The organism is Dysgonomonas sp. UBA7710, from assembly GCF_002482385.1.
Lineage (GTDB): Bacteria > Bacteroidota > Bacteroidia > Bacteroidales > Dysgonomonadaceae > Dysgonomonas.
Genome location: NZ_DLFW01000046.1, coordinates 1 through 25,183, shown reverse-complemented (window position 1 = coordinate 25,183; position 25,183 = coordinate 1). Strand labels below are relative to the sequence as shown.

Annotated in this window: 19 protein-coding genes; 11 read left to right on the top strand and 8 right to left on the bottom strand. The window is 39.5% G+C overall.

Annotated elements, in window-relative coordinates; all coding sequences use genetic code 11:
• Nucleotides 1-12 precede the first annotated feature (12 nt).
• Complete coding sequence (locus B3317_RS15485; protein ID WP_291113239.1) at nt 13-1,746, bottom strand: phosphoenolpyruvate carboxykinase; 1,734 nt, start codon at nt 1,744-1,746, stop codon at nt 13-15.
• A 255-nt stretch (nt 1,747-2,001) separates the two neighbouring features.
• On the opposite strand from B3317_RS15485, the gene B3317_RS15480 reads away from it, so the two are divergent.
• Complete coding sequence (locus B3317_RS15480; protein ID WP_291113237.1) at nt 2,002-3,060, top strand: class I fructose-bisphosphate aldolase; 1,059 nt, start codon at nt 2,002-2,004, stop codon at nt 3,058-3,060.
• 196 nt (nt 3,061-3,256) lie between these two features.
• Here B3317_RS15480 and B3317_RS15475 read toward each other — a convergent pair whose 3' ends face one another.
• The 3 genes from B3317_RS15475 to B3317_RS15465 all read right to left on the bottom strand — a co-directional run bounded on the left by B3317_RS15475 (nt 3,257) and on the right by B3317_RS15465 (nt 8,577).
• Nucleotides 3,257-4,585 (bottom strand): sensor histidine kinase, encoded by a 1,329-nt coding sequence (locus tag B3317_RS15475; protein WP_291113235.1) that lies wholly within the window; start codon nt 4,583-4,585, stop codon nt 3,257-3,259.
• A 237-nt stretch (nt 4,586-4,822) separates the two neighbouring features.
• Nucleotides 4,823-6,187, bottom strand: a complete 1,365-nt coding sequence (locus B3317_RS15470; protein WP_291113233.1) for a sigma-54-dependent transcriptional regulator — start codon at nt 6,185-6,187, stop codon at nt 4,823-4,825.
• 743 nt (nt 6,188-6,930) lie between these two features.
• The gene (locus B3317_RS15465; RefSeq protein ID WP_291113231.1) at nt 6,931-8,577 is read right to left on the bottom strand and encodes a diphosphate--fructose-6-phosphate 1-phosphotransferase; all 1,647 of its coding nucleotides are present in this window, start codon (nt 8,575-8,577) and stop codon (nt 6,931-6,933) included.
• Nucleotides 8,578-8,945: 368 nt separating this feature from the next.
• On the opposite strand from B3317_RS15465, the gene B3317_RS15460 reads away from it, so the two are divergent.
• From B3317_RS15460 to B3317_RS15440, 5 genes are all read left to right on the top strand, one after another.
• On the top strand, nt 8,946-9,293 hold the full coding sequence (locus B3317_RS15460; protein ID WP_291113229.1) for a DUF3836 domain-containing protein: 348 nt from the start codon (nt 8,946-8,948) through the stop codon (nt 9,291-9,293).
• A 320-nt stretch (nt 9,294-9,613) separates the two neighbouring features.
• Complete coding sequence (locus tag B3317_RS15455; RefSeq protein ID WP_291113227.1) at nt 9,614-10,051, top strand: hypothetical protein; 438 nt, start codon at nt 9,614-9,616, stop codon at nt 10,049-10,051.
• 167 nt (nt 10,052-10,218) lie between these two features.
• A complete protein-coding gene (locus tag B3317_RS15450) occupies nt 10,219-11,322 on the top strand; it encodes a PCMD domain-containing protein (RefSeq protein ID WP_291113225.1) in 1,104 nt (367 codons plus the stop codon).
• Between the two features lie 11 nt (nt 11,323-11,333).
• Nucleotides 11,334-12,098, top strand: coding sequence for a porin family protein (locus B3317_RS15445; protein WP_291113223.1), 765 nt, complete (start codon nt 11,334-11,336; stop codon nt 12,096-12,098).
• A gap of 145 nt (nt 12,099-12,243) precedes the next feature.
• On the top strand, nt 12,244-12,882 hold the full coding sequence (locus B3317_RS15440) for an HAD family hydrolase (RefSeq protein WP_291113222.1): 639 nt from the start codon (nt 12,244-12,246) through the stop codon (nt 12,880-12,882).
• On the opposite strand, the gene B3317_RS15435 is transcribed toward B3317_RS15440, so the two are convergent.
• On the bottom strand, nt 12,866-13,387 hold the full coding sequence (locus tag B3317_RS15435) for an NUDIX hydrolase (RefSeq protein ID WP_291113221.1): 522 nt from the start codon (nt 13,385-13,387) through the stop codon (nt 12,866-12,868). The two genes, B3317_RS15440 and B3317_RS15435, sit on opposite strands and share 17 nt — an antisense overlap.
• 7 nt (nt 13,388-13,394) lie before the next feature.
• Entirely contained in the window at nt 13,395-14,426 is a 1,032-nt protein-coding gene (locus tag B3317_RS15430) for a rhodanese-related sulfurtransferase (protein WP_291113220.1), read from the bottom strand.
• 265 nt (nt 14,427-14,691) lie between these two features.
• On the opposite strand from B3317_RS15430, the gene B3317_RS15425 reads away from it, so the two are divergent.
• From B3317_RS15425 to B3317_RS15405, 5 genes are all read left to right on the top strand, one after another.
• A complete protein-coding gene (locus B3317_RS15425; RefSeq protein WP_291113218.1) occupies nt 14,692-16,017 on the top strand; it encodes a TolC family protein in 1,326 nt (441 codons plus the stop codon).
• 86 nt (nt 16,018-16,103) lie between these two features.
• Nucleotides 16,104-17,354, top strand: coding sequence for an efflux RND transporter periplasmic adaptor subunit (locus B3317_RS15420; protein WP_291113216.1), 1,251 nt, complete (start codon nt 16,104-16,106; stop codon nt 17,352-17,354).
• A 7-nt stretch (nt 17,355-17,361) separates the two neighbouring features.
• Nucleotides 17,362-19,692, top strand: a complete 2,331-nt coding sequence (locus tag B3317_RS15415; RefSeq protein WP_291113214.1) for an ABC transporter permease — start codon at nt 17,362-17,364, stop codon at nt 19,690-19,692.
• A 4-nt stretch (nt 19,693-19,696) separates the two neighbouring features.
• Nucleotides 19,697-22,090, top strand: a complete 2,394-nt coding sequence (locus B3317_RS15410; RefSeq protein WP_291113212.1) for an ABC transporter permease — start codon at nt 19,697-19,699, stop codon at nt 22,088-22,090.
• Between the two features lie 119 nt (nt 22,091-22,209).
• Nucleotides 22,210-22,890, top strand: a complete 681-nt coding sequence (locus B3317_RS15405) for an ABC transporter ATP-binding protein (protein ID WP_291113210.1) — start codon at nt 22,210-22,212, stop codon at nt 22,888-22,890.
• A gap of 190 nt (nt 22,891-23,080) precedes the next feature.
• Here the strand turns inward: B3317_RS15405 and B3317_RS15400 are convergent, their stop codons facing one another.
• Together B3317_RS15400 and B3317_RS15395 are read right to left on the bottom strand one after the other, a co-directional pair.
• Nucleotides 23,081-23,794, bottom strand: coding sequence for a DUF4276 family protein (locus B3317_RS15400; protein WP_291113208.1), 714 nt, complete (start codon nt 23,792-23,794; stop codon nt 23,081-23,083).
• Complete coding sequence (locus B3317_RS15395) at nt 23,794-24,933, bottom strand: AAA family ATPase (protein WP_291113206.1); 1,140 nt, start codon at nt 24,931-24,933, stop codon at nt 23,794-23,796. The genes B3317_RS15400 and B3317_RS15395 overlap by 1 nt, the downstream gene beginning before the upstream one ends.
• Nucleotides 24,934-25,183: the final 250 nt, after the last annotated feature.

The following is a 25,183-nucleotide window of genomic DNA, read 5'->3' as shown; positions in this document are numbered from 1 at the left end:
TAATAAGAGCTATTATTCATTTATCAGTGTGAACAACTCTTCAGCAGCTTCACGAGGACCGTCTTTTGTCTTACCGTCTATAGCAAGCGATGTATGCATCTCTCCTATCTTTACTCCGGCAGCCTTCATGTCTTTGAAGTAAGCACGCACCAAGACCTCTGTTTCTTTGCGTTCCTGAACAGGGCCAAACGGATTTGCAAAATATGATTTTACCAATCCTTTTTCGGTTGTAGTTCCTTTTGCTTTACGGGCACCATCTTCAAATACCTGAATGGCATGATCCAGATTCTCATAAATGAGGATTTTCTTGTCCGCCTCATTGTAGTTATTTGCATATAGGAAATAATCGATCGGATAGCCTTTGGATATAATCTCGTAAGTAGATATAGGAATTGTAACACGGGCATTTATTTTGTCCATATTGGTATATACCCCTTTATCCAATTGCTCGAAAGCATAAGCAGGATCAAGGTCGTCTACACGGACAAATGCTCCGATTTCGGTTCCATATGCTTTGATAGTACCGTCTTTCTCTTTTTTCAGATACCCCATATCATCGAAGATCACACGCATGTGGCGAATGTAATTTTCGTTCAGGGTACGGAATGCCTCCAGACTTTCCGATTTTCCGGCTCCGCTGTCACCCATAATGATAATGTTGGATTCTTTACCGTTGCGAAGCACAATGTTTACCATCGCTCCATGTATAGGCAGACTTCCTGTGTCTATCTGCTTTACATTATGCAATGTAAGGAGCATTTTCTTCATGTAACCGAAATAATCGATATCGTCGCAATAATTAGCGTAGCCGATAAGAATATCATTCTTTTTATCCTTATAATAGAATGTACGTTTTTCTTCATATCCGTCAGGATATCCGAATACATATATCATGTCCGGTTTTTTACCGATATATTCGGTTTCTGTCGCCAGTTCAAACAGATTTGCCAGTCCAATGCCATGAACCATAAAATCCTTATGAAAATAAACAAAGGTAAGCATATTACCTACCTTAGCCGGAAACACAAACCAATCATCTTCATTAAGCACAATGTTTACCAGTGGATTTTGCTGGTGCTCCTGGAATATTCCATCGCGCGTATTCCTTTTTGTGTATGAAATGTATGGCGGCTGAAAAACGACTGTACTGATAAACGGTATAGATGCCAACCCCTTGTATTCCACAGGACAATTCCAGCTGACATCATTCAATGTAAGTCCGGCATTAGCTCCGGCTACAGACTGGCGATAAACACGTGTTTCGTGCCCGTTGACTGTTGTCTGTATCCTGCGGCCTGTTGATAATACAAGATCATTAAACATATCATTAGCCTGTATAAAGCGTACATTCTGTAAGCCTTCTCCTACCCGCGAGTTTCTTACGATAGTATAGCGTTCGAGCCGTTTCCAGTAAGCAAAAAGCAATTCGGTAACTTCTATAAACAGGTGTTTATCTTCAAAGAATTTCGAATATTTATTATCAACCGCAATTACCTCGTTTATTTCAAATACTGTCAGCAATTTAAAGACTTCTATGAGGGAGTCTACCGTTTCGTCTTCACTGCCGAAATGGGTGATGTAATAGTCATAAATGACCCCTTCATCTTTTTTCAAAACCTGTTTAATAAAAGACTCGACAACACGTCTGAATCCGTAGCTATTAAGCAGTTTTTGTTTTGTATCGCAATATTTGAGCGTAAAGTTAATCATTGCTCTTCCTCTGGAAAGCGTAAATTCGTGTAACATAATGTTTTATATATGGTTAAATAAATACAAAAAGATTAATTTCCTTAGAACTATCTAAGCAAAGATAACAGTTTTATTTAACTTTTCGGTTATTTTGACACGTTATAAATAAGACGTATATGTTAAATATTCTTTTAGAGCCATATAAATTATCAACTCGTTTTAAAACTTATATGTACCAACTTTGTTTTATAATAAAGGGTAAATAAATACAATGGATGCGAATAATAGTATATCCATTAAAACAATAATATTATGGCAAATTCTAAAATTACAAACATTCTGGGCGATCAAAGTGAATATCTGCTCGGACATGTAAGCAAAACGATTGACAAGTCGCTAATTCATGCGCCTGAACCCAATTTTATAGACAATATCTGGATCGATTCGGATCGCAACATTCCTACATTGAATAACCTTCAGCGTCTATTCAGCCATGGTAGACTTGCCGATACAGGGTACTTATCAATCCTGCCTGTAGATCAGGATATCGAACATAGTGCAGGAGCTTCCTTTGCCCCAAATCCAATCTATTTCGATTCTGAGAATATTGTAAAATTAGCAATAGAAGCCGGATGTAGTGCCGTGGCATCTACTTACGGCGTATTAGGTTCGGTAGCCCGTAAGTATGCACACAAAATACCATTCGTGGTGAAGATTAATCATAATGAACTACTGACCTATCCTACAACCTATGACCAGGTTCTGTTTGGAACAATAAAAGAGGCTTGGAATATGGGTGCTGCTGCTGTTGGAGCAACAATTTACTTCGGCTCCGAACAAAGTCGCCGGCAAATTGTTGATATAGCTAAAGCATTCGAGTATGCGCACGAGTTGGGAATGGCAACGATCCTTTGGTGTTATCTCCGAAACAGTGATTTCAAGAAGGACGGAGTGGATTATCATAGTGCCGCCGATCTGACAAGTCAGGCCAATCATATTGGAGTAACCATAAAAGCCGACATAGTGAAGCAAAAGCTGCCGACTAATAACGGAGGCTTCAAAGCTATAAACTTCTCCAAATGGGACGAACGCATGTATACTGAACTGGCATCAGACCATCCGATAGATCTCTGTCGTTACCAGGTAGCCAACGGGTATATGGGGCGTGTGGGTCTGATTAATTCAGGAGGTGAATCACATGGAGCTTCCGACCTGAAAGATGCCGTATATACAGCCGTGGTAAATAAACGCGCCGGAGGTATGGGCCTGATCTGTGGACGTAAAGCGTTCCAGCGCCCGATGAAAGAAGGTGTAGAGTTGATTAACACGATACAAGATGTATATTTAGATAAAGATATAAAATTAGCGTGAGCTAAGTCTAGTGTTTTTTATTATAGTTGCTGAAGATGCCCTTGCACCATGTGCGGGGCTTCTTTTTGCCCCTCTTTGTCATTATTCGTTTATTCTATTGATTTTCTTTACATTAACCTTCGATCCATTATGATTATTGCCTGTTTTTATAGTTATATTTTGATAAATTTGCTGAAAAAGATGTCAATATATCCGATTAGAATGTCATACTGAAAACAGTCCAGCCATCTTTAACATAGTGTTTCAGATTACCGCCATGCAAACGCATTATATAGCGGGATATACTCAACCCTATTCCTGTCCCTGAATTTTTAGTCGTAAAAAATGGAATGAATATATTTGGTATTACTTCCTGCGGAATGAGTTCGCCATTATTACATACATCTATATTTGTTTTGTTATCGGTATGGCTGATCTTTATTTTTACACTTCCTTTTTCATCAGGCTTTAATGCTTCAACCGCATTTTTCACCAGATTGACCAATACCTGTGTGATCTGTGATTCATCAGCATTTACAATCAGGGATGGCGCGGTATATTGCAGTTCCAGTAATATTCCTTTTTCCTGCACCATCGCCGACTCCAGGCTAACCACCTTTTCTACTAGAGGAATCAGGTCGAATTCTATCAATTGAGGCTTTGGAACCCCTGTAAATTTACGGTACGATTCCACAAATACCATAAGTCCTTTGGCCGTGGAACTGATGGTTTCCAATGCCTCCACTGTATTTTGCCGGAGATTGTCATCCGATTGGTTATCCCGGGATATTTTATAAGAGAACAGCAATGTATCCGTCAGCGATGTGATAGGCGCTATCGAGTTCATTATTTCGTGAGTCATCACTCGTATAAGGCGCACCCATGATTCCATCTCTTTCGCCTCCAGCTCGTTCCCGATACTATTAAGCGTAAAGATTTTCATTGTACCCCTTTTCAGTGTTATTTTGGATACACGCAGGCTTATTAGAGTTTCTTCCCGTTCATTGGCTATTTTCAGATACTTATTGTCATTTGTTTCCAGATGGAGAAATATAGATGGAAATGATTCGTCAATTACTTTCAACTGATTTAAATGGGTAAAGACCGGTAATCCCAGCAACTCATTCGTTGCCCGGTTCGTTATCAGCACATTGTTATGCTCATCCAATATAATGATACCGGTAGAAACACTTTCAACTATCAGGCTCAGAAACTTCTCATTTTCTATCACTTCTTTCCGGGCCTTAGACAGAATCTCCTTGATACGGTTCATCATCTGGTTCAGTTCCTGTTCGCGCTTCGATATTTTAGTTACAGCAAAGTTGAATGAATAGTCACCATTATCAAGGGCATTGAGCAGGAATAAAATATTCTGATTAAACTTCTTATAATGTTTCTGTAACCTGTTAATGGAAAATACGGCTATCAGGATACACAATGGCCCGTATACATATTCTTTTTCCAGAAGACAATAAGTGGCAGCAGCTACCGAAAGCATCAGCAACCCTATATATATCAACAATTTATATTCTATTGATTTAAACATATTCTTCAATCATTTACTTTCCTGTTTTCAAAGTATTTTTACATTTATTAACCATATATAGTTAAAAGGTAACAAAAGTAACAGCTTTTCAGTTAACAGTGAACAACTTGTATCTTGTTTACTTGTAACTCATGACTGTTAAAAAGTAACAGAAGTAACACATTTTTCATGTTTTATTCTTCGTTCTCCGTTTTTCACTTATTATTTATCTTTTCTGTTATAGATAAAGAAATCGGATTATAATCCATATTTTTTCATTTTATTATAAAGAGTCGGACGCGTAATTCCCAGCTCGGCGGCAATAGCAGATATATTCTTATCATATTTGCTCAATGCTTTTTCTATGAGTATTTTTTCCATCTCGTCCAGTGTGATGGATTCGATAATAGCAGCCCTGTCTTCGGTAGCCCGCATGTAAAAATCGGACGGTTGTAACTCTGCCCCGTCGCACAGGATGACAGCTTTTTCTACAGCATGCTCCAGTTCGCGCACATTGCCGGGCCATAAATAATTCTCTAGTTTTTCGATGGTTTTATCATTAAAAACAAGCTCTTTTTTATTGTATTTTTTTGCAAAGCGGGATAAGAAAAAATCGGCCAGTAAGGAAATATCTTCCTTGCGGTCACGTAATGCAGGTACCTCGATCTGGATAGTATCGAGACGGTATAATAAATCTTCCCTGAATTCACCGTTTTTTACAGATTCGAACAGATTACGGTTTGTAGCACTTATCAGCCGTATATCCACAGCGATAGGCTTGTTACTCCCTACCCTCACTATTTGCCGCGATTGTAATGCTGTAAGCAGCTTTGCCTGCAATATATAACTAAGGTTTCCTATCTCATCCAGAAAAAGTGTACCTTTATCCGCTGCTTCAAACTTTCCGGCACGATCGGTTCTTGCATCGGTAAATGCACCTTTTGTATGACCGAAAAGCTCGCTTTCGAACAATGTTTCGGTAATAGCACCCATATCTACACTGACCAGCGTTTCATCCGCCCGCAGGGATAACTGGTGTATTTTCCGGGCAATCAATTCCTTTCCTGTACCATTCTCTCCTGTGATAAGTACGTTAGCATCCGTTTTAGCAACTTTCTTTATCATAGAAAGCAAATTTTGCATAGCTTCGGATTTTCCCCAGCATACATCAGAATCTTTGGTCAATTCGGAATTCAGTATATCCTGCTTTTCCCTGAGTTTCTTAACCTCTTTTCTCGATTGACGGAGTGCCAAGGCAGATTGCAATGTTGCCAGCAATTTGGCATTATCCCAAGGTTTCACGACAAAGTCGCTCGCACCTTCTTTCAGAGCCTTCACGGCCAGTTCTATATCGGCATACGCAGTGAATAAAACAACCGGAAGCTCCGGGTCGGTCTTCTTTACCTCCGACAGCCAGAACAGTCCTTCGTTTCCGGTATTTATTCCGGCCGAATAATTCATATCCAGCAATACAATATCCGGATTTTTTTCTCTGAGCATAGAGAGGAGCATATTGGGCGATGACAACAAAGTGACTTCTTCGAAGTAATTATCAAGTAAGATTCGCAATGCACTCAATACATTTTTATTATCATCTACAATCAGGATGCTGCCTTTTTTCATTCCGGGGTTTATTGGTCAATGATACAAATATAGAAATTTATTAGTTATGCCAATTAGTAGCTGAAATAATTGTTGTTGCGTGAAAACGTTCTATTATTTTCTGCAATTTTTACTACGCGCAATCAGAGATTGCTTGTGTTCCTTTTGCCCAAAGCTGCAAAAGGAACCAAAAACGCTTTAGCGCCCCGCTTCATAGGCCGACCCGTAACGGACTAAAAGACGAAACGAAAAAACTCGCTCTAAATGTTGTAAAATATGAATTGGCAGATAAGCTCAAACACGTTTTCGTTTTTTCGTCTTTTAATCCTACGGGTACCCCGTCCATGAAGCTAACGGCGCAGGCTGACGCACTAACGGAGCAAAGCCCCTAATCTAATATGCGTCAGCCTTATCGTGCGTCAGCCCCTGCGCATTAGTGACGCAGGCGGGGTACCCACACGGTGCAGTCGGCTAAGAAAGGGACGGGGCGATAGCCCGTTTGTCCCTTTCAGCCGATAAACCGGTTGTGGGTCGCCGAGGAACGAAGCGCTAGCTTTTTGCTTACTTTTGGGCAATGCCAAAAGTGAGGGCAAGCCCGGGAGGGCGCGGTAGGCTTGAACCGAATGATAAAAGTTTTTACAAAGAATGCTTATATGATGAAAAGAATCCAACGTTAAAATTAAACTACAGATATAAAAGTGCGAATAAAACAAAGAGGCACGGAATTTCGTCCATGCCTCTTCTGTTTTATATTCCAGGGTAAATTATTTACCTTGTTCCAGTTTTAATGTAATTGTTGGCTGGTCACATACTTCAGTAGGACCGAAGTATTGGATTGGGCCAGGGTAAACGAATTCTGTACCTACAGCCCAAGCTTCACGATTTGCCACCAGATATTTAAACGGAGCACCATCGAGTTCAACAAGAGCTTTACGAATAACAGGCTTCATTTCGCCATGACGGCGTTCCATATTCATCATCATTGTCACAGGTACACCACCCGCTATCCATTCACTGGCCGGAGCTGTAGTGTTACGTACTGATGACATATATCCGGTTTTGCCTGCACCAATAAGGGCAGCAGCTGTATATCCCAATGAATAGCAATAGTCCGCATCATAATTTGAAGGAGCAGCACAACGGCCTTCATATCCGAAGAAATGTACTTGCGATGCAAATTTACCGCTATATTTTCCTTCCGCTTTCATTTCAGCAAGTTTGTTTCCTACCATTTCGGCCAGTAACTTTTCTGTTTCGATAAGAGAAACCTGTACATTACCATGAGGGTCACGGTCGAGTGTCAGCTGGCGGGCAACACCATCCGGAAGGCTGGCAAATACCTTTGAATTATCGGCAGACAGATTCTTTCTGATATAAGCCAATTGCTCATCTTTAGGAACTGCATTGAATTCGTCCTGATGATGTGCAAGGAAATCATTCAATTCTGAAATAAGCACTTTCATCGCAGGGATAAACTCGATAAGACCTTCAGGAATAAGTACAGTACCGAAGTTATTACCATCGGCAGCGCGACGTGCCACAGCTTTAGCTATATCTGTCACGATATCGTCAAGTGATAATTTTTTAGCTTCCACTTCTTCCGAAATGATACAGATATTAGGCTGTACCTGCAATGCGCATTCAAGAGCAATATGAGAAGCCGAACGTCCCATCAACTTAATGAAGTGCCAATATTTACGGGCTGAGTTACAGTCACGTTGAATGTTACCGATTACTTCAGCATATACTTTACAAGCTGTATCGAAACCGAACGATGTTTCTATCATCTCGTTTTTAAGGTCACCATCAATTGTCTTAGGACAGCCGATTACCTGTACGCCTGCATTGATCGCTTTGTAATATTCAGCTAATACACAAGCATTTGTGTTTGAGTCATCACCACCGATAATAACCAGCGCTTTAATATCCAGTTTTTTGAGGATTTCAAGCCCTTTGTCAAACTGTTCTTTCGATTCCAGTTTGGTACGTCCCGAACCTATGATATCAAAACCACCTGTATTGCGGTATTCATCAATAATTTCCCCCGTAAGTTCTTTATAATCGTGGTCGACCAATCCTCCGGGGCCCATAAGGAAACCATAAAGGCGACTGCCGGAATTTAAGTTTTTGATTCCGTCGAAGAGGCCTGCAATTACATTGTGGCCACCGGGAGCTTGCCCACCCGAAAGGATAACTCCAACATTGATAGCCGGATAGTTTGCTTTTTCTGAAGCCTCTACAAACTTGAGAGTTGGCATTCCATATGTATTGGGAAATAACTTCTTCACTTCTTCCTGGTCAGCTACCGATTGTGTTGCTGCACCCTCTTCAATTTTCACAGAACCATACAATGCTTTCGGCATTTTTGGTTTATAAGCAGCCCTGGCTACTTGTAAAGCACTTTTTACCATCGTTTTTTTATTGGTTTATATAGTTAAATTTATTCAGCTCTTTTTTAAGGCTCGCAAATTTCGTCATTTTTTTTCAAATATGAAAGAGTTTTCAGCCCATATCGAGCCTATTTTTATACAATAAGCATTGTTTTCCTGATATAATCTTCTCTTTTGATGGTTTTGCTTATCCTTTTATCATTTTTAGTAATGTTTTTCATATTCAATATATCATTATGATACACAAATACTATATTGTAACCTAAAAATACCACAACAAACATGCATATTAACTATATTTAACTATAAAATAGTAACATTTTGATATATATTACATCTGATATATTAGAAAACAATATATCTTTGTATTACTAAATTAATTTTGAATCATGAAAACAAAAACTTTATTTTCGTTATTAGCTATTCTGTTCTTTTCTGCAAATATTTTTGCAGGCACACCGGAAACTATCAAATTTACCAATGTTGAACAAACAGAAGAAGGTTGTGTGAAAGAATTTATTTTTTGTGACAAAAACACAAATGCTCCACTAACAAAGACTACTTACGTCTATGATGCTGCTAACCGCATGATGGAAAAAGCCACTTATGAATGGATGGGCGAAAAAGGATGGACCGGTATTCAGAAGTATGAATATACTTACAATGCGGAAAATCAGGCTCAGACTCCAACCATAATCAAGTGGGACAAGAAGTCCAACGATTGGGCTAAGAAATAAAAAGCTTTACTCATTACATATATAAAAACCTGAGACAAAGATTCTTTTAATAATTTAAGTTTAAAATTTTCCCGAATAGCTAAAGTGGATTATATGACGCCGCTCTTTTCATCGAAAAGAGCGGTTTTTTTATTATATCCGATTCTGTAAAATGTATCTTTTTCGATACAATAAAATACCCTAATAGCCAAAACAATATGTAGAAATTTGTTTTTTATATCTGAATTTCTGTAACTTTTTTCTACCAATCTCGTCATATACATAGAAAGCGCTTATAAAAATATTCAATCAGTGTAAATTTAGTTTAATAAAAAACGATTATGAAAGCAAAAGTTTCAACTTCAATAATAGCATTCTTATTTCTATCAGTAAGTCTTTTTTCCCAAAGTAATGCAGGAAGAGATACAAAAATAAGTAAAGATGACAATGGATATACCACTAAAGAGTCTATTCAGTATCAACGGACAAAGGCCGTCTCAAAAATTGTATATCTGTATGATCCGGCTGACAGGCTGATAGAAAGAATAGCCTATCTTTCAGAGTATGGTACGAAATGGATTCCTGTCCAAAAATACAAATATGAATATACCGCCGATGGAAAAATAGCCAATATAATCTGTACAAAATGGGATCAGGAACAGAAAGCGTGGGCGGGAAAATCGCAATGTATAGCACATTCGTACGGGAATAAGAGTACAATTGTAAGACAGATGACTATCGATACTAAAGATTATAATTTGCTTACTATGAATAAATAGGTTTTGAAGATGTTGTTCTGAAAAATAAGAGCTTTCCTAAGAAAATATCAGGAAAGCTCTTATTTTTTGTAGAAAATAGAGACAATTACAGCTTATAATTCAGATTTTGGGCAAAATGTTAAAGGAAATCTTTACCTTTGCATACCACTATTTTTTAATCGAAATATATGAGATCTAAATCATTATTAGCCCTTAACATCGTCATTGCCCTGACTTTGAATTCATGCATCCAGGACGAACCCCTAAACAGAGAAGCCGACATCACAGATGTAAAAGTAGAAGGGGATACTTTTATTTCGAGTATCATATCCGAAGCGAACAATGAAATCAATATATTCGTAACCAGCGAAGCCGATATAACTAATCTAACTCCGGTAATAGAACTTTCCCCGGGTGCGACAGTTTCCCCCGCATCGGGAATAGCTATGGACTTCACAGAAGGACAAAAATATAAGGTTACATCGGAAGACGGTAATTATTCGAAGGAATATACCATTACAGTGACATCTAATATTGATCTGAAATACGACTTTGAAGACTGGGGGGAAGCCGGTGTAAGCGGACGTAAATACCCCATACTATTATCCAATCATAATGCCTGGAGCACAGGGAACTCCGGCGTTGCTATAGTTGTGAATGCAAACCCTTATCCGACAGAGAAAACAACAGACTCTTATGCAGGGACTTATGCTGCTAAATTGCAGACTATTAAAGGCCTGTATATTTCTGTAACCGGTCAGAATATACCTATCTTTGCCGGATCGCTGTTCTTAGGCGAATTTAGCGCAAACATTACTAATCCTCTACTCTCCCTTAAACTGGGGCGCATGTATTCCGAAACAAACGGTAAACCCGTAACATTTACCGGATATTACAAATACACTCCGGGAGACGTATTTACTGATAAAGACGGTAATCCTGTTGCCGGAAGAGTAGATGAATGCAGTATATATGCTGTCATATTTAAGGTTAGCAAGGGCTCTTCCGGACACACTGAATATCTGAATGGTGAGACGGTTTCGACCTCGGATAAAGTTATAGCCAGGGCCGAATGGAGTAGAGAAACGAGCTCTATTACCGATGAAGAAGTAAATAAAGGTTTCTACAAATTCACTATTCCGTTCGTATATACAGAAAATTTCGACTTCACGAAGAACAATTATAAGCTGACGATCGTCTTATCTTCGAGTCAGGATGGAAATCTATATGAGGGAGCGATAGGCAGTACATTGATTGTTGATGAACTGGAAATATTAACCGAAAGTTTTTAAATCGAAAGAGTATGAAATTGAGATCTTATAATATAATATTTGCTTTTCTTCTCGTATCTGCATTTTCGGCAAGTATATCCGCCCAGATACAGGATAAGAAACCTCTCGACTTATCATTCCTGCTCGGTTTTAATATCGGAGGTACAGCGCCGCTTCCTCTACCGGCCGAAGTGAGGAAGATTGAAAGTTATAATCCGAAATTTAATCCGCAATTGGGTTTCAACGTTGTATACAGCCTCGATGACAAATGGGGTGTCGGAACAGGAGCAACTCTCGACTGGAAAGGAATGAGAGTAAGGGACGAAGTGAAATACATGAAAACAAGCGTTGTACTTACGGAAGATGGCAGCCGCCTTAGCGGCTATTTTGTAGGAAAGAATATGACAAACGTAGATATGACCTACCTTACCATACCTATCTATGGGACATATAATTTCAACAACAGATGGCAAGCACGCCTGGGTATATATGCCGCTAGGACACTTTCTTCCAAGTTCAACGGGAAAGTCCACGATGGATATATGCGCATAGATACACCCGTGGGACAAAGACAGGAAATAGATGGAGAGGGAGCCACATTCGACTTTAGCGACGACACCCGCGACTATGATTTCGGTATATTGGGCGGAGGCGAATTCCGGCTTACAAATCGTGTGGGATTTTACGGAAGCCTCACATGGGGGCTGGTTCCTTATTTTTATTCGGGAACAAATCCTATCGAATTCAAGATGCACAATATCTATGGGACAATAGGCATCACATACAGATTGAAATAATAACGTTATAATATTGATATACGGAGAGGTGGCTTCCTACCGAAGCCATCTCTTTCATATTTATGACGCATACACCTGACTTCACTCAGGTTGCTTATCAAAATATAAAGTCTTACCTTTGCAGCGTAAAAATAACAATATAGACATGACTAAAATTTCAACGGTTCTTTTCGATTTCGACGGAGTTATTGCTGATACCGAACCTCAATATGATATCCATATTGAAGACCTGGGAGAAAGATATAATCTGGGTATAGAAAATTTTGCCTTACAAGTGAAAGGTACTACTTCACCCGATATACTGAAAAAGTATTTCAGCCACTTATCTCAGGAAGAACAAGACAAGATAGCTAAAGAACTGGAAGATTTTGAACTCAATATGGATTTTCCACTGGTTGATGGTGTGATGGACTTTATCAGGTACCTGAAAGATAATAACTATAAAACAGGCATAGTAACCAGCTCCCAGGACTTCAAAATGAAAAGGGCGCTCGATATTCTTCAATTATCCGATACTTTCGATGTAGTAGTCACTGCTGCGCGTATTACTGAAGGCAAGCCTAATCCGATGTGCTACAAACTGGCCGCTCAAGACCTGAATTCTTCTCCGGATGAATGCATTGTCTTTGAGGACTCACTGCATGGCATACGGGCAGGTCAGGATGCAGGTATGAAAGTAATCGGCCTGTCGACCACCATACCGCACGAAGTACTGGTAGAAAGAACAGAGAATGTGATACCGAATTTTACTGATATGCAGCAAATTATCAAATACCTGAACTGATTCCCGTCAGGCCCTTGTTCAGAAACTTAATAAAATCCAGTTCAAAATTTGTCGTAAAAACATCTTTACCCAGATTGGACTGGATTTCTTCTATCTTCCAGAAGCGTCCGTCCGCCAGTTCATCCCTGTTTAATACAAAGCCACCATTATATACCGCATAGAAACAATAACTTAATTCGCGCTCCCGATCTGTTTCTATAATATATTTTGTGATAAAATGCGGCTCTATACCCGAAAGGCCTAATTCTTCTCCGGCTTCGCGGCAGGCTGCCATCTCCGGCATTTCATCCAGATCGATATGTCCGGCAACGGACGAATCCCACTTGTCGGGCTGTACGTCTTTTGTCGCGGAACGCTTTTGCAGATACAAATCCCCTTCCGAATTGAATATATGCAAATGAATAACAGGGTGTAAAAGTTTCGAACCATCGTGGCAGACACTGCGGGGCGCCTGTCCGATTATATTGCCTGTTTCGTCAACAAGCGGAAAAATTTCTTCCGGCATAATCATATCAGTCTTTAAACAAAAGGCTTTCCGAACGTCCTTTCTTGAAAATCATTGTGCCGTTCCTGACACCCTTTCGTATCACCTTTTGCTGTTCATCCGGCAAAGATACAATATCCTTACAAGCATCAGAGCAGCAGCCTTTCATTTTTTCCGCACATTCATCACATTGTATGAACAGCAGATGGCATCCGTCATTCTTACAGTTGGTATGTGTATCGCATGGTTTTCCACACTGATGGCAATGAGCGATTATATCTTCTGTGATACGTTCCCCCAAACGGTTATCGAATACAAAGTTTTTACCTGTAAACTTAGATTCCAGCCCTTCGGCTTTGATCTGACGGGTATATTCGATAATACCGCCTTCGAGCTGATAAACGTTCCTGAATCCCTGATGTTTGAAGTACGCACTGGCTTTCTCGCAACGAATACCGCCTGTACAATACATCAGCAGCTTTTTATTATCCTTATACTCTTTCAACTGCTCGTGTATAATGGGCAGTGAATCGCGGAACGTATCTACATCGGGAGTTATGGCTCCTGTAAAATGCCCTATTTCGCTTTCATAATGGTTTCGCATATCTATTACTATAGTATCCGGATCATCCATCATGTTGTTAAAATCTTTTGCCTTTAAGTGTGTGCCTATATCAGTAGGGTCGAAAGTCTCATCATTTAATCCGTCGGCCACAATTTTATCTCTTACTTTTATCTTGAGTTTCAGAAAAGATTTGTTATCATGTTCCACAGCTACATTCAGCCGTATTCCTTTCATAAACGGATATGTATCCAGAAAATCTTTAAAGGCTTCCATATTAGCTGCCGGTAATGATAACTGGGCATTGATACCTTCCTTAGCCACATAGATGCGCCCAAGGACATCTAATTTATTCCAACGGACAAACAATTCGTCTCTGAACTCTTGCGGATTTTGTATATGCGCGTATGCATAGAAAGACAAAGTCAATCGTTGAAGTCCGGCATCATCAATAAGTCTGGCTCTCTCTTCTGCACTTAATGTATTATATAATTGCATTTTATATAAAAATTAATTTAGAATAATTACAAATAAAAAAACAAAGATATACAGGATACAACTAACAGTACCAATTTTCTATATCAATAGTATTTATACAACATAGATGAAGGAATATTGATCTATTGTAATAAAATTTGACAAACACTGTAAAATTATTTTACACTTTTACCATTCACCAAAATACATAAATAACTATACAACAATTAATTATACATTATGGCACGACTTTAGCTCTATAGATATTAAAAATGTAAATAAAACTATGAAATATATAATCTTTATTATCGCATTCATTATCGGCTTTACAGCCAATGCCCAGGAAAAAAAGTGGACACTGGAAGAGTGTATGCGGTATGCAATAGAGAACAGCCCGAAGAAAAACAAGCAAGACGCTCAAAACAGCATCTACCACCAAAATTTTCTGGAAGCTGTAGGAAAACTTATACCATCTCTGAGCGCAAATACCAATGCTTCATTCAATTTCGGACGTGGGCTGGATTCTGAAACAAACACATACACCGATATCAACTCTTTCAGTAACAATTATAGTCTTTACTCGTCACTTGTTTTATTCGATGGCTTTTCGAATATTAATAAAATGAAAATGCAGAAGGTGAACAAACTGATGGGTAAACAGCAATTACAGCAGACTAAAGATGTAATAGCTTACGAAACCATGGAAGCATTTATCAATGTAGCATATTATATGGATATGGTAAAACTGGCTGAACAACAGCTTGAAGAAAGTACTGCTAATGTAAAGCAAATCAAACGGATGGAAGAACTGGGAATGAAAGGCGCGGCAGATGTAGCCGAACTTGTAGCCAAAGAAGCAGCCGATAATTATAACCTTACACGCCAGAAAAATCTTTTGGTAATAGGCATTATTGTATTAAAGGAAAAAATGAATTTCCCCATCGAAGACGATATCGAGATAAGCAATATCGTCTCGGACGAATTGATAACGAAGACTCAGGAAACAGCAGTCTCCATTTTTGAAAATGCAAAGTCAGTCAACCCGAAAGCGATGGCGGCCGAATCCGCGTTTCAGGCACAGCAACTGGCATACAAGTCGGCGAAAGGGAGCTTCTCTCCCACTCTGTCTGTGGAAGCCGGCATTTCTACTAACTTTTCCCGTTATATGGACGGCAGTGAATACTCTTCATTCAAAGACCAGATAAGAGACAAGCGCGGGCATTACATAGGATTTTCCCTTTCTATCCCTATATTCTCAGGATTCTCACGTTCTGCACAAGTAAAAAGAAGCAAGGCTCAAACCGTCATAGCACGTAACGAACGGGACGAAACGTTGCGTACACTATATAGCGAGGTAGAGCAGGCGGTTGCCGATATGAACGGGCTGGCCGACGAGTTTTATCAGGCAAAAAAACAAACTGATGCCATGACCGTCGCACACAATGTAAATCAACGGAAATTTACCGAAGGATTGATTAATGCAATAGAACTGCATACCAGTTCCAATCGTCTGTTACAGGCAAAAGTAGATGAACTGAACGCACGTCTGAAATACGAAATAAAGCATCGTTTGGTAGATTATTACAAAGGTACTCCATTCATCACAGAATAATGTAAATGATGGAATATGTGTATTTTGAATTAAATTATAAGCGAAGCCAAATCTTGAAATCTTGAAATCTTGAAATAATAAATCATATGGACATTAAAATAGAAAAGAAAAAAGGAATACAGAAAAAACATATCCCCTTCATTGCCGGAGGTATCTTTTTACTTGGGCTTATCGGTTGGTTCATATTCGGTAATCATGCCTCAAAGCTGAATATCGAAAAAAACAAGGTTACTATACAGGAATCTGCCAAAGGCATGTTCAACGATTATGTCCGCATCCCCGGACAGGTACAGCCCATCAATACAATCTTTCTCAGCGCAATAGAAGGCGGTATGGTAGCAGAGAAGCTGATAGAAGAAGGTTCGGAAGTACGCAAAGGAGATATTATAATCCGACTGACAAACCCGATGCTAAGCCTCAACATACTCGATAGCGAAGCACAGCTGGCCGAAAAGCAAAACTTTCTTCGTAATACGCAGGTGTCTATGGAGCAGGAAAGACTCAGCCTGAAAAAAGAGAAACTGCAACTGGATGTGGACGTGGAACGCAAGAAGAGAAAATATGAACAGTATAAGCAACTACATTCTGAAAAGTTGACTTCTAAAGAAGAATACCTGCAGGCCAAAGAAGATTACGAATTTGCAGTAGACGGACGTGTATTGGTTGTTGAGCGTCAGAAACAGGATTCGTTATACCGGGGTATCCAGGTAGACCAGATGGAAGAAAGTTTGCACAATATCCGTAAGAATCTGGTACTGGTACGTCAACGTGTGGATAATCTGAATGTGAAAGCCCCTGTCGACGGACAATTGGGTGTACTGGATGTCGAGATAGGACAAACAGTCGCTTCCGGTGAACGTATAGGCCAAATCAGCGTATTATCCGATTATAAGGTAGAAGCGATGATCGACGAGCACTATATAGATAGAGTAAAAGCCGGATTGGACGCCACATTCGAACGTCAGAATAAAGACTTTGCTCTGCGCGTAAGGAAAGTATATCCGGAAGTACGGGATAAACAATTTAAAACCGATTTTGTATTCGAAGGAGAGCGCCCCGATAATATCCGCGCCGGACAGACATACTATATAAATCTCCAGTTGGGGCAACCTGCCGAAGCTATATTAATACCGCGCGGCCCGTTTTATCAGACTACCGGTGGGCAATGGATATTCGTTGTTGTACCGGACGACAGCAAGGCCGTAAGGCGTAAAATAACGATAGGCCGCCAGAACCCGAACTATTACGAGGTAACCAGCGGACTGGAGCCCGGCGAAAAAGTGATTACGTCTGCATACGATAGCTATGGAGATATACAGGAACTGATACTAAAATAGAAATACTATGAATATATTAAGGTCTTACAAGCGTACCCGCCTCTTTCTGTGGGTGAATATAACAGGACTGGCTATCGGTCTGGCTACTTCCATCATGCTGATTCTTTTTATTATAAATGAATGGAGTTATGATAAACATCTTGTAAATAATGAGCGGATAGTGAATCTGGTAACCATAGTAGACGATAATGGCAATATACGTAAAAACGGCATAACACTACGCACTGCTTATACTGAACTACCGGCAAAAGTTCCGGGAATAGAAGCCGCCACTCAAATATATGATGCCGGGAATATTGAAGCTATAAATAACCTCGAACATTTCCAGAATTTAAGGCTTATTTTTGCTGATCCTGATTTTTTTAAGGTATTTTCTTTAAAGTTCGTAGAAGGTACGCCTCAGACTGCCCTAAACGATATGAACTCATTTGTCATCACCCGTCAAAAAGCCGAAGTTATATTTGGGAGTGCAAGCAATGCCATGGGGAAAACCTTGAAGATCGACGGAGGAGATGTTACCATTTCGGCCGTAGTTGAAGAATTTCCCAAAAACACTCATTTTTCCTTTGATGTAATAGGAAAAATTCCACAATACATGGAAGATTATTATAAAGGGTTGGAATTCAATACATACTATCTAATAAAACCTGATATTCCGATAGCAAATGTTACGGCATCCATTGAAAAAGAATATGCTACCCTGATGAAACCCTGGGCTGCTAACTTCGGAGCTAAAGCCTATGGCATTACGCAGAATGTCACTGATATATACATGCATTCTCTGGCCGATAGCCGTCTTTGGAAACGCAGCAGTACGACTTTTATATGGTTGTTATCGGGGTTGACCCTCTTTATACTGGTTTTGGCTATAACAAACTTTATAAACCTGTTTATGGCACAAGGGGAAACACGTATGAATGAAATCGGAATACGCAAGACGAATGGTGCACGTGTACAGGATATTATCGGGCAATTTTTCAGGGAAGTATCGCTTATTGTCTTCGTTGCATTTGCCGCCGGATTCATTCTGGCTGTCGTCTGCACGCCTTACTTTGCCGATCTGATAAAAAAGGATATAGACCTGATGCAGTTGCTAAATCCTATATTTATAGCATGTATTATAGCTCTCTTTATTATTACTGTCATACTATCTGCATTTTATCCTGCATTTTATTTGAGCCGTTACAATCCATTAGACATTTTGGGTAAACGTATTAAATTTTCGAAACGCAGATTGAATACTATTGTTGTAGTCTTCCAGTCTGTTATAACAATTGTACTTATTTCGTTCATTCTGATTATCAATAAACAGACTACTTACCTCCAAAATATACCGTTAGGCTATAATCCGGATGGCGTAATGTGCGCACTGGTTACAAAGGATATATCCAAGAGTTATGATGCAGTAAAACAGGAATTACTCAGTTTACCTGAAATAAAAATGGTAAGCGGAGGCCATCATATCATTGGCGAAGGATGTAGCGGGCAACTAATCGCATTATTGGAAAGCAAAGAAAAAGGGCTTTCAATAAACGAATACAGAATTATGAGCGGATTGTGCGAATTAATGGAATTTAAGCTGCAGGAAGGGGAGTTTTATAAAGAAGAAACCCCTGACAGCATCCGCCAGATCGTATTAAACGAAGCCGCTATAAAAATGCTGGGACTTACTTATCCCGTTGTTGGAAAACAAGTTTACTACAAAGGTACCAGTGAAATTATAGGTGTCGTGAAAAAATTTTATTATGACAGTCCGGCCAATAGTATAGCACCTATAGTGCTGACCCGTGTAAGAGGAGCAGGACTTCTTTATATAAAGTATGATGAGCATGTGAGCAGAAGAACTGCTCAGGAAGTAACAGTAAATGCTCTCAGAAAATTTGACCCCGATTTTTATCTTAACCCGATGTGGAGCGAAGATATATACAAGGCTAAATTCGATACCATCAAGACTCAGGGAAAAGTTATAATGATAAGCTCATTCTTATCTATATTTATTGCTATGTTGGGATTGGTAGCCATGCATCTCTACAGCACTATGCGCCGTATAAAAGAGATCGGTATAAGGAGAGTGAACGGAGCCAGTGTAGAAAACATTTTCACACTGCTTACACGCGATATTATAATATGGATTTGTATCGCCGGAGCGATAGCCATGCCTATAGTGTACTATTTCGCTTCCGAGTGGCTCAATAATTACACGAACCGTACATCTCTCGGTTGGAGTATTTTTCTATTTCCCATACTGATTCAATATATTATAGCTATTTCAGTCACATCGTTGGTTAGTATCAGGGTATTATCCAGAAATCCCATAGAAGCATTAAAGACAGAATGAAAAGATGAAAGCCATATTCAGTAATTTTATTTACACATTCAAAAAATACAGGGTATCGGGTATCCTTAATATACTCGGACTGACCGCCGCCTTTGCTGCATTCCTTATCATTTCCATTCAGGTAAATTTTGAGTATAGTTTCGAGAAGTGCCATTCCAATGCAGGCAGGATATACAGGGTGGAAGGTACCAACTTCAAAACCGGCGAAGACTGGACTATCCATTCACGCCCATTTACGGCTGCCGTAATAGCGTCTTCGCCGCATATTATCGCCGGTACGCTTATTAATCCTTATATAGACGAATTCTACGTTACTGTCGATGAAGGGAATATACAAAGAGGATTTAAAGAAGCTTTTACTACCTGCAATACAGGTATAGTAAAGATGTTCGACTTCAAGATGCTCGAAGGTCAGGCTGATTGCCTGAATAACCCTGAAAATGTAATGATTCCGAAAAGTATAGCCCGTAAAATGTTTGGTGACAAACAAGCGGTAGGTAAGCAACTCAACCTGACCGGAAGTTTGTGGTCGAAACAGGACAAAGGATTCCTGATTGTCGGCGGTGTATTCGAAGATTTCCCGGATAATACTCAACTGAAGAATTGTATTTATACAGCAATAGCCGAAAATTATGCGATAAGCGACTGGGGCAGTTCCAATTATTTCTGCTATATCCTGCTCGATAACAATGTATCCCCGCAAGAAATAGCTGATAATTTTAATAAGAACTTCGATTTCACCAAAACTTTTAATGAGGACAATGAAACAGGGATAAAGCTGACTCCACTCCCGGCGATTTATTTTCAAAACAGTGATCCTTCGGGCAAGTTCGTAAAAAGCGGGAGTGAAACTACACCCCTGTTGCTGATTACTATTGGCATCATCATTATAGTTATAGCCATTATTAATTATACGAACTTTAATATGGCGTTGTCCCCGATGCGTATGCGTAGTATAAACACGAGGAAAATATTGGGAAGTACCAATACATCCCTCCGGTTGGGTATTATTTCGGAAGGTATCATCATGAGCCTGATATCTTTTATACTGGCCATCCTTGTTACTGTTATTCTGGACGGGAGCAATGCCTTGCCTTTTATACGTGCCGATATAAATCCGGCGAATAATATCTTCCCGACTCTGATTACAGGGCTGATTGCCATTATAGCAGGAACAATTGCAAGCATACGCCCTGCATTTTATATGACATCTTATTCTCCGGCTTTGGCTTTGAAAGGAAATTTCGGACTCTCACCTTCGGGCAAGAAGCTACGGACTATATTGATCGGATTTCAATTTCTGACGTCTATTATACTCATTACAACATCATTCTTTGTCTATAAACAAAACCTGTTTATGCAAAAATATACACTGGGTTATAATACTGATAACATAGCCGTCGTAGAACTGCCACAAAGCATTGCATGGAAAGACAAAAACTCTTTTACTGCCGCGTTGAAAGACAATCCCGCTATAATAGACGTCGCTTTCTCCCATCAGAAGTTCGGAGCTTCGGATAATTACCGCACATGGGGTGCGAAATATAAAGATGAAAGTATCGGTTTTTATTCACTGTCCGTATCATGGAATTTTCTCGACGTTATGGACATAAAGGTCAGGGAAGGCAGAATGCCTGATGAATCGGTAAAGAATGATTCTGTTGTATCCTATATCATAAACAGTAACCTGCAAAAAAAATATGATATAAAGCCGGGTGAAATTATCGATGTGGAATGGATCAGAACTCATGAAAAAAACAATGACGGACGAGTGCTGGGTATAACAGACGACGTAAAGTTCAGGTCATTGCGCAACCAATCGGAAGATATGGCATTTGTTTTCAATGACGGCAATTTACAATCATATTCGTACATACGCATAAAAATGGGTGCGGATATAAGGCAGGCTGTATCATACATTGAGAAAACCATTTCAGACTTCGATCCTGCATATCCTGTCAAAATAGAGTTTTACGATCAGGTGTTTGACAGCTTATACAAACAGGAAATAAGTACGGAAGCCACAATAAGCATGTTCAGCATACTGGCTATTATCATATCCATTGTCGGCGTATTCGGTATAGCCATGTTCGAGTGTGAATACAAGCGTAAAGAAATAGGTGTACGGAAGATATTGGGATCTAATGAACTCGAAATCCTGACTCTTTTGAATAAGAACTACCTATTGATTTTCATTATATGCTTTATCATATCTGTTCCTGTCAGTTATTATATACTAAATCGCTGGCTGGAGAATTTTACCTACAGAACTCCATTAGACTGGTGGGGATTCGTTTTGGCGGGCATTCCTATACTACTTATCATTATACTGACAGTCAGCGGACAAAGTTGGCGAGCCGCAAATATGAATCCAGTAGACTCATTAAAAAACGAATGATATAAATAAAAAGAAGTATTTAATAATACATTATTTCAATCTAACCTATTATTGTATTTAAGCAAAACAAAATAATAAATAGGTCTGCGACCTTAAGAAACAATTTAAATTTAAAAGTTATGATACAGATCAATGATTTAAAGAAAGTATTCCGTACAGAAGAAGTAGAGACAATCGCTCTGAACGGTATATCCATGCATGTCAACAAAGGTGAGTTTATTGCTATTATGGGACCTTCGGGCTGTGGTAAATCCACCCTGCTAAATATTCTGGGACTGTTGGACAACCCTACATCCGGACATTATCTATTAGACAAAAATGAAGTCGGCAACTTAAAGGAAAAGGAACGCACACAGACCCGTAAAGGAAATATCGGATTTGTATTCCAAAGCTTCAACTTGATTGAAGAAATGACCGTCTTCGAAAATGTAGAACTCCCGCTCACCTATCTGAAAGTAAAAGCATCGGAACGCAAAAAACGTGTAGAAGACACTCTTCGCAGAATGAGTATCAGCCACAGAGCAAGCCATTTCCCCAACCAGCTATCAGGAGGCCAGCAACAACGTGTTGCCATAGCACGTGCTGTTATTGCCAATCCCAAGCTGATACTTGCCGATGAGCCGACCGGTAATCTGGATTCTAAAAACGGAAAGGATGTAATGGATCTACTCACCGAACTTAACAGGGAAGGTGCAACTATTGTCATGGTAACTCACTCCCAGCACGATGCGTCATTTGCCCATCGTATAGTAAACTTGTTCGACGGGCAGATCGTTACCGAAGTGGAAAGCATGATGTAATATCCCCATATGGATTTGTTCCCCTATGAATTAATGAAGTAATATACTTATGAAACAATTCACGTTAAATAAATAAGTCAAAGAACTCTTTATGTATCATATATGCGGGTTTCTTTCCTTGCTATCAGCTGGCAATACCTTAGAGCCCCCGTATCAATCCTGCTAAATCATTAAAAGGAATTAATAATAATCACTTCTTCCCTTTAAAATTCTCTATCGCTTTCAACAAGCGGTCCAAAGGGTTGATATCATAGCGGAGATTGAAGCGTATGTTATTAAAGTCCAGCTTGTTGACCACGCGTGTAGTCGCGTTGTATTTCTTGGTATATGATTTACCTACAAGGCGATAGATATTATCGAGGTCTTTGGCCGGATGCTCCCTCGCTTGCGGGTCGGAAGCATAGGGATCGAATCCCAGTTTATCCTTGATAAAACGCCCTGTCAGCCGTTTGTCTATTTTCCTGAAATGGTTAGTCTCGGCCAGAAACCACGCTTCTATTTCGTGTACGGCTATAATGACGTCGAAATACTGAGCATCATTCTTCAACTTATTGGGAAGAAACCGCAACCCTTTTTCCAGTTTTTCCAAATCGTCTATCGGCAACGGATACAGATCGCGTAATCCAATAATCATTTCATAACCGTTTTTTCGTAAAGTCTCTATATTATCGAGTATTTCAGATTTCACGCGGTTGTCCGAACCACAGTCGAAAATGAGCACTTCATATTTCGGATTACGCGAAAATGAAGAGTTCCGCACAATCTCTACTTTCGGGATATTCACTCCTCCGCGAAACTGTTTCTGTATAATATTTATCTGTTGAGTTCCCAGAATTTCCTTTATCAAGCGATTCACGAAAATCTGCTCGGTCTGTCCTTCAACAAAAAAAGCAATCCGTTTCATCAATCGTTATCTTCATCTATAACACCAAAGCCTTTCTTGAAAAAGTCCGTGGCAAGAAAATCAAAGTTATTCAGTCCCGTATATTTAAAATCGTCGAAGGTATCTTTCGAATTGGTGTAATCGTAAAATATAGACTTGCTACTCTCCCGCCCTATCACAGACCAGTAGCGAAGCGGTATCTGGTTCATAACCTGCCTGTCGTTGGATGTCATGAAGAACTGCATACTTGATTTGTTGACTTTCTTTATAACCAGATCCATCATCTTTTTCGAACTTTCAAAATCGAGACCTTCGCCCATATCGTCGATAAGCAGGCAAAGCGAAATATCGCTCAGCCGCGCATAACTTAACATAATAAATAAAGACAAGGCACGGAACATTCCCTGCGACATCTCACGCTGGGAGATGGTATATTCCCCATCTTCTTCGATAAAGATACCAAAGCCACCCCGAGTTTCCTTTATATCGATATTTGTGATTGAATAACCGAGTTCCTGCATACCGGCTTTAACTTCCGAAATAAACGTTTCGCCAAAAAGCTCCCTGCCCTTATAAAAAGTGTATATGAGCACGTCCGGATCGTCTATATCATGGTCGTCCCCGTCTATTTGCGTATAGTCTTTTACCAGACGGTTCTTTTCCAATTGATTGGCAAAGAGGTAATTCTTTAATGATTCGCCCCATGATACAAGATTCGCGAAATAGGGTTTACCTTCGGCATCGCATTGTGATATAACGATTTCGAAACCGGCAACCTCGAACGGAATCTTTTCTCCCTGAGAATTCAATAATATCCTTTCCGACCTGTTAAGCAATACTTTATCATTGAGAGACAGTACTTCATCCGTGACAATCCTATCTTTGAAGGTCAAAGAATATTTGTATTTATCATTATTGCCATTGGTAAATATCAGTTCGAACAATTCGGACGGACTGATTGCATATTTCAAGTCTATCCTGCCCGATAGTAAATCGGCAATTTCACGGATGACATTCAATGTGCGACTCTTACCCGAAGCATTTTTGCCTACCAGTAAGTTTATATTATTGAAATAAGCATAATCACCACCATTTCCCACAATGCTCCATTCGCGGGGTTCTCCTACATAGCGGGTATATTTTAAAGCACTTAGTATCATTCAAGTAATAAGTTTAGGGTATTACGAATAAGTATATATCTGCTGTTACAGACTCAAATATACGCTTTTTTTCAGTAATCGGTAAACAAAAATCATAAGCCTTATTGCTAATACGGGAGCATATTGCCAATCCTCTTTTTATTTTACATTCATTAACTTTATATTGTTAAAATGTAACGAAAGTAACGGAAATCAATTATAAATACGAATCAGTAGTTATGTTTTAATGTTCTATTTTTTCTAACGCGCC

What these genes read in the sequence shown, in the direction of transcription:
- B3317_RS15400 (WP_291113208.1), bottom strand. Translation starts at nt 23,794, where the DNA reads ATGAAACGGATTGCTTTTTTTGTTGAAGGACAGACCGAGCAGATTTTC.
- B3317_RS15410 (WP_291113212.1), top strand. Translation starts at nt 19,697, where the DNA reads ATGAAAGCCATATTCAGTAATTTTATTTACACATTCAAAAAATACAGG.
- B3317_RS15420 (WP_291113216.1), top strand. Translation starts at nt 16,104, where the DNA reads ATGGACATTAAAATAGAAAAGAAAAAAGGAATACAGAAAAAACATATC.
- B3317_RS15415 (WP_291113214.1), top strand. Translation starts at nt 17,362, where the DNA reads ATGAATATATTAAGGTCTTACAAGCGTACCCGCCTCTTTCTGTGGGTG.
- B3317_RS15470 (WP_291113233.1), bottom strand. Translation starts at nt 6,187, where the DNA reads ATGAAAAAAGGCAGCATCCTGATTGTAGATGATAATAAAAATGTATTG.
- B3317_RS15425 (WP_291113218.1), top strand. Translation starts at nt 14,692, where the DNA reads ATGAAATATATAATCTTTATTATCGCATTCATTATCGGCTTTACAGCC.
- B3317_RS15405 (WP_291113210.1), top strand. Translation starts at nt 22,210, where the DNA reads ATGATACAGATCAATGATTTAAAGAAAGTATTCCGTACAGAAGAAGTA.
- B3317_RS15485 (WP_291113239.1), bottom strand. Translation starts at nt 1,746, where the DNA reads ATGTTACACGAATTTACGCTTTCCAGAGGAAGAGCAATGATTAACTTT.
- B3317_RS15395 (WP_291113206.1), bottom strand. Translation starts at nt 24,933, where the DNA reads ATGATACTAAGTGCTTTAAAATATACCCGCTATGTAGGAGAACCCCGC.
- B3317_RS15430 (WP_291113220.1), bottom strand. Translation starts at nt 14,426, where the DNA reads ATGCAATTATATAATACATTAAGTGCAGAAGAGAGAGCCAGACTTATT.
- B3317_RS15460 (WP_291113229.1), top strand. Translation starts at nt 8,946, where the DNA reads ATGAAAACAAAAACTTTATTTTCGTTATTAGCTATTCTGTTCTTTTCT.
- B3317_RS15445 (WP_291113223.1), top strand. Translation starts at nt 11,334, where the DNA reads ATGAAATTGAGATCTTATAATATAATATTTGCTTTTCTTCTCGTATCT.
- B3317_RS15440 (WP_291113222.1), top strand. Translation starts at nt 12,244, where the DNA reads ATGACTAAAATTTCAACGGTTCTTTTCGATTTCGACGGAGTTATTGCT.
- B3317_RS15435 (WP_291113221.1), bottom strand. Translation starts at nt 13,387, where the DNA reads ATGCCGGAAGAAATTTTTCCGCTTGTTGACGAAACAGGCAATATAATC.
- B3317_RS15455 (WP_291113227.1), top strand. Translation starts at nt 9,614, where the DNA reads ATGAAAGCAAAAGTTTCAACTTCAATAATAGCATTCTTATTTCTATCA.
- B3317_RS15465 (WP_291113231.1), bottom strand. Translation starts at nt 8,577, where the DNA reads ATGGTAAAAAGTGCTTTACAAGTAGCCAGGGCTGCTTATAAACCAAAA.
- B3317_RS15480 (WP_291113237.1), top strand. Translation starts at nt 2,002, where the DNA reads ATGGCAAATTCTAAAATTACAAACATTCTGGGCGATCAAAGTGAATAT.
- B3317_RS15475 (WP_291113235.1), bottom strand. Translation starts at nt 4,585, where the DNA reads ATGTTTAAATCAATAGAATATAAATTGTTGATATATATAGGGTTGCTG.
- B3317_RS15450 (WP_291113225.1), top strand. Translation starts at nt 10,219, where the DNA reads ATGAGATCTAAATCATTATTAGCCCTTAACATCGTCATTGCCCTGACT.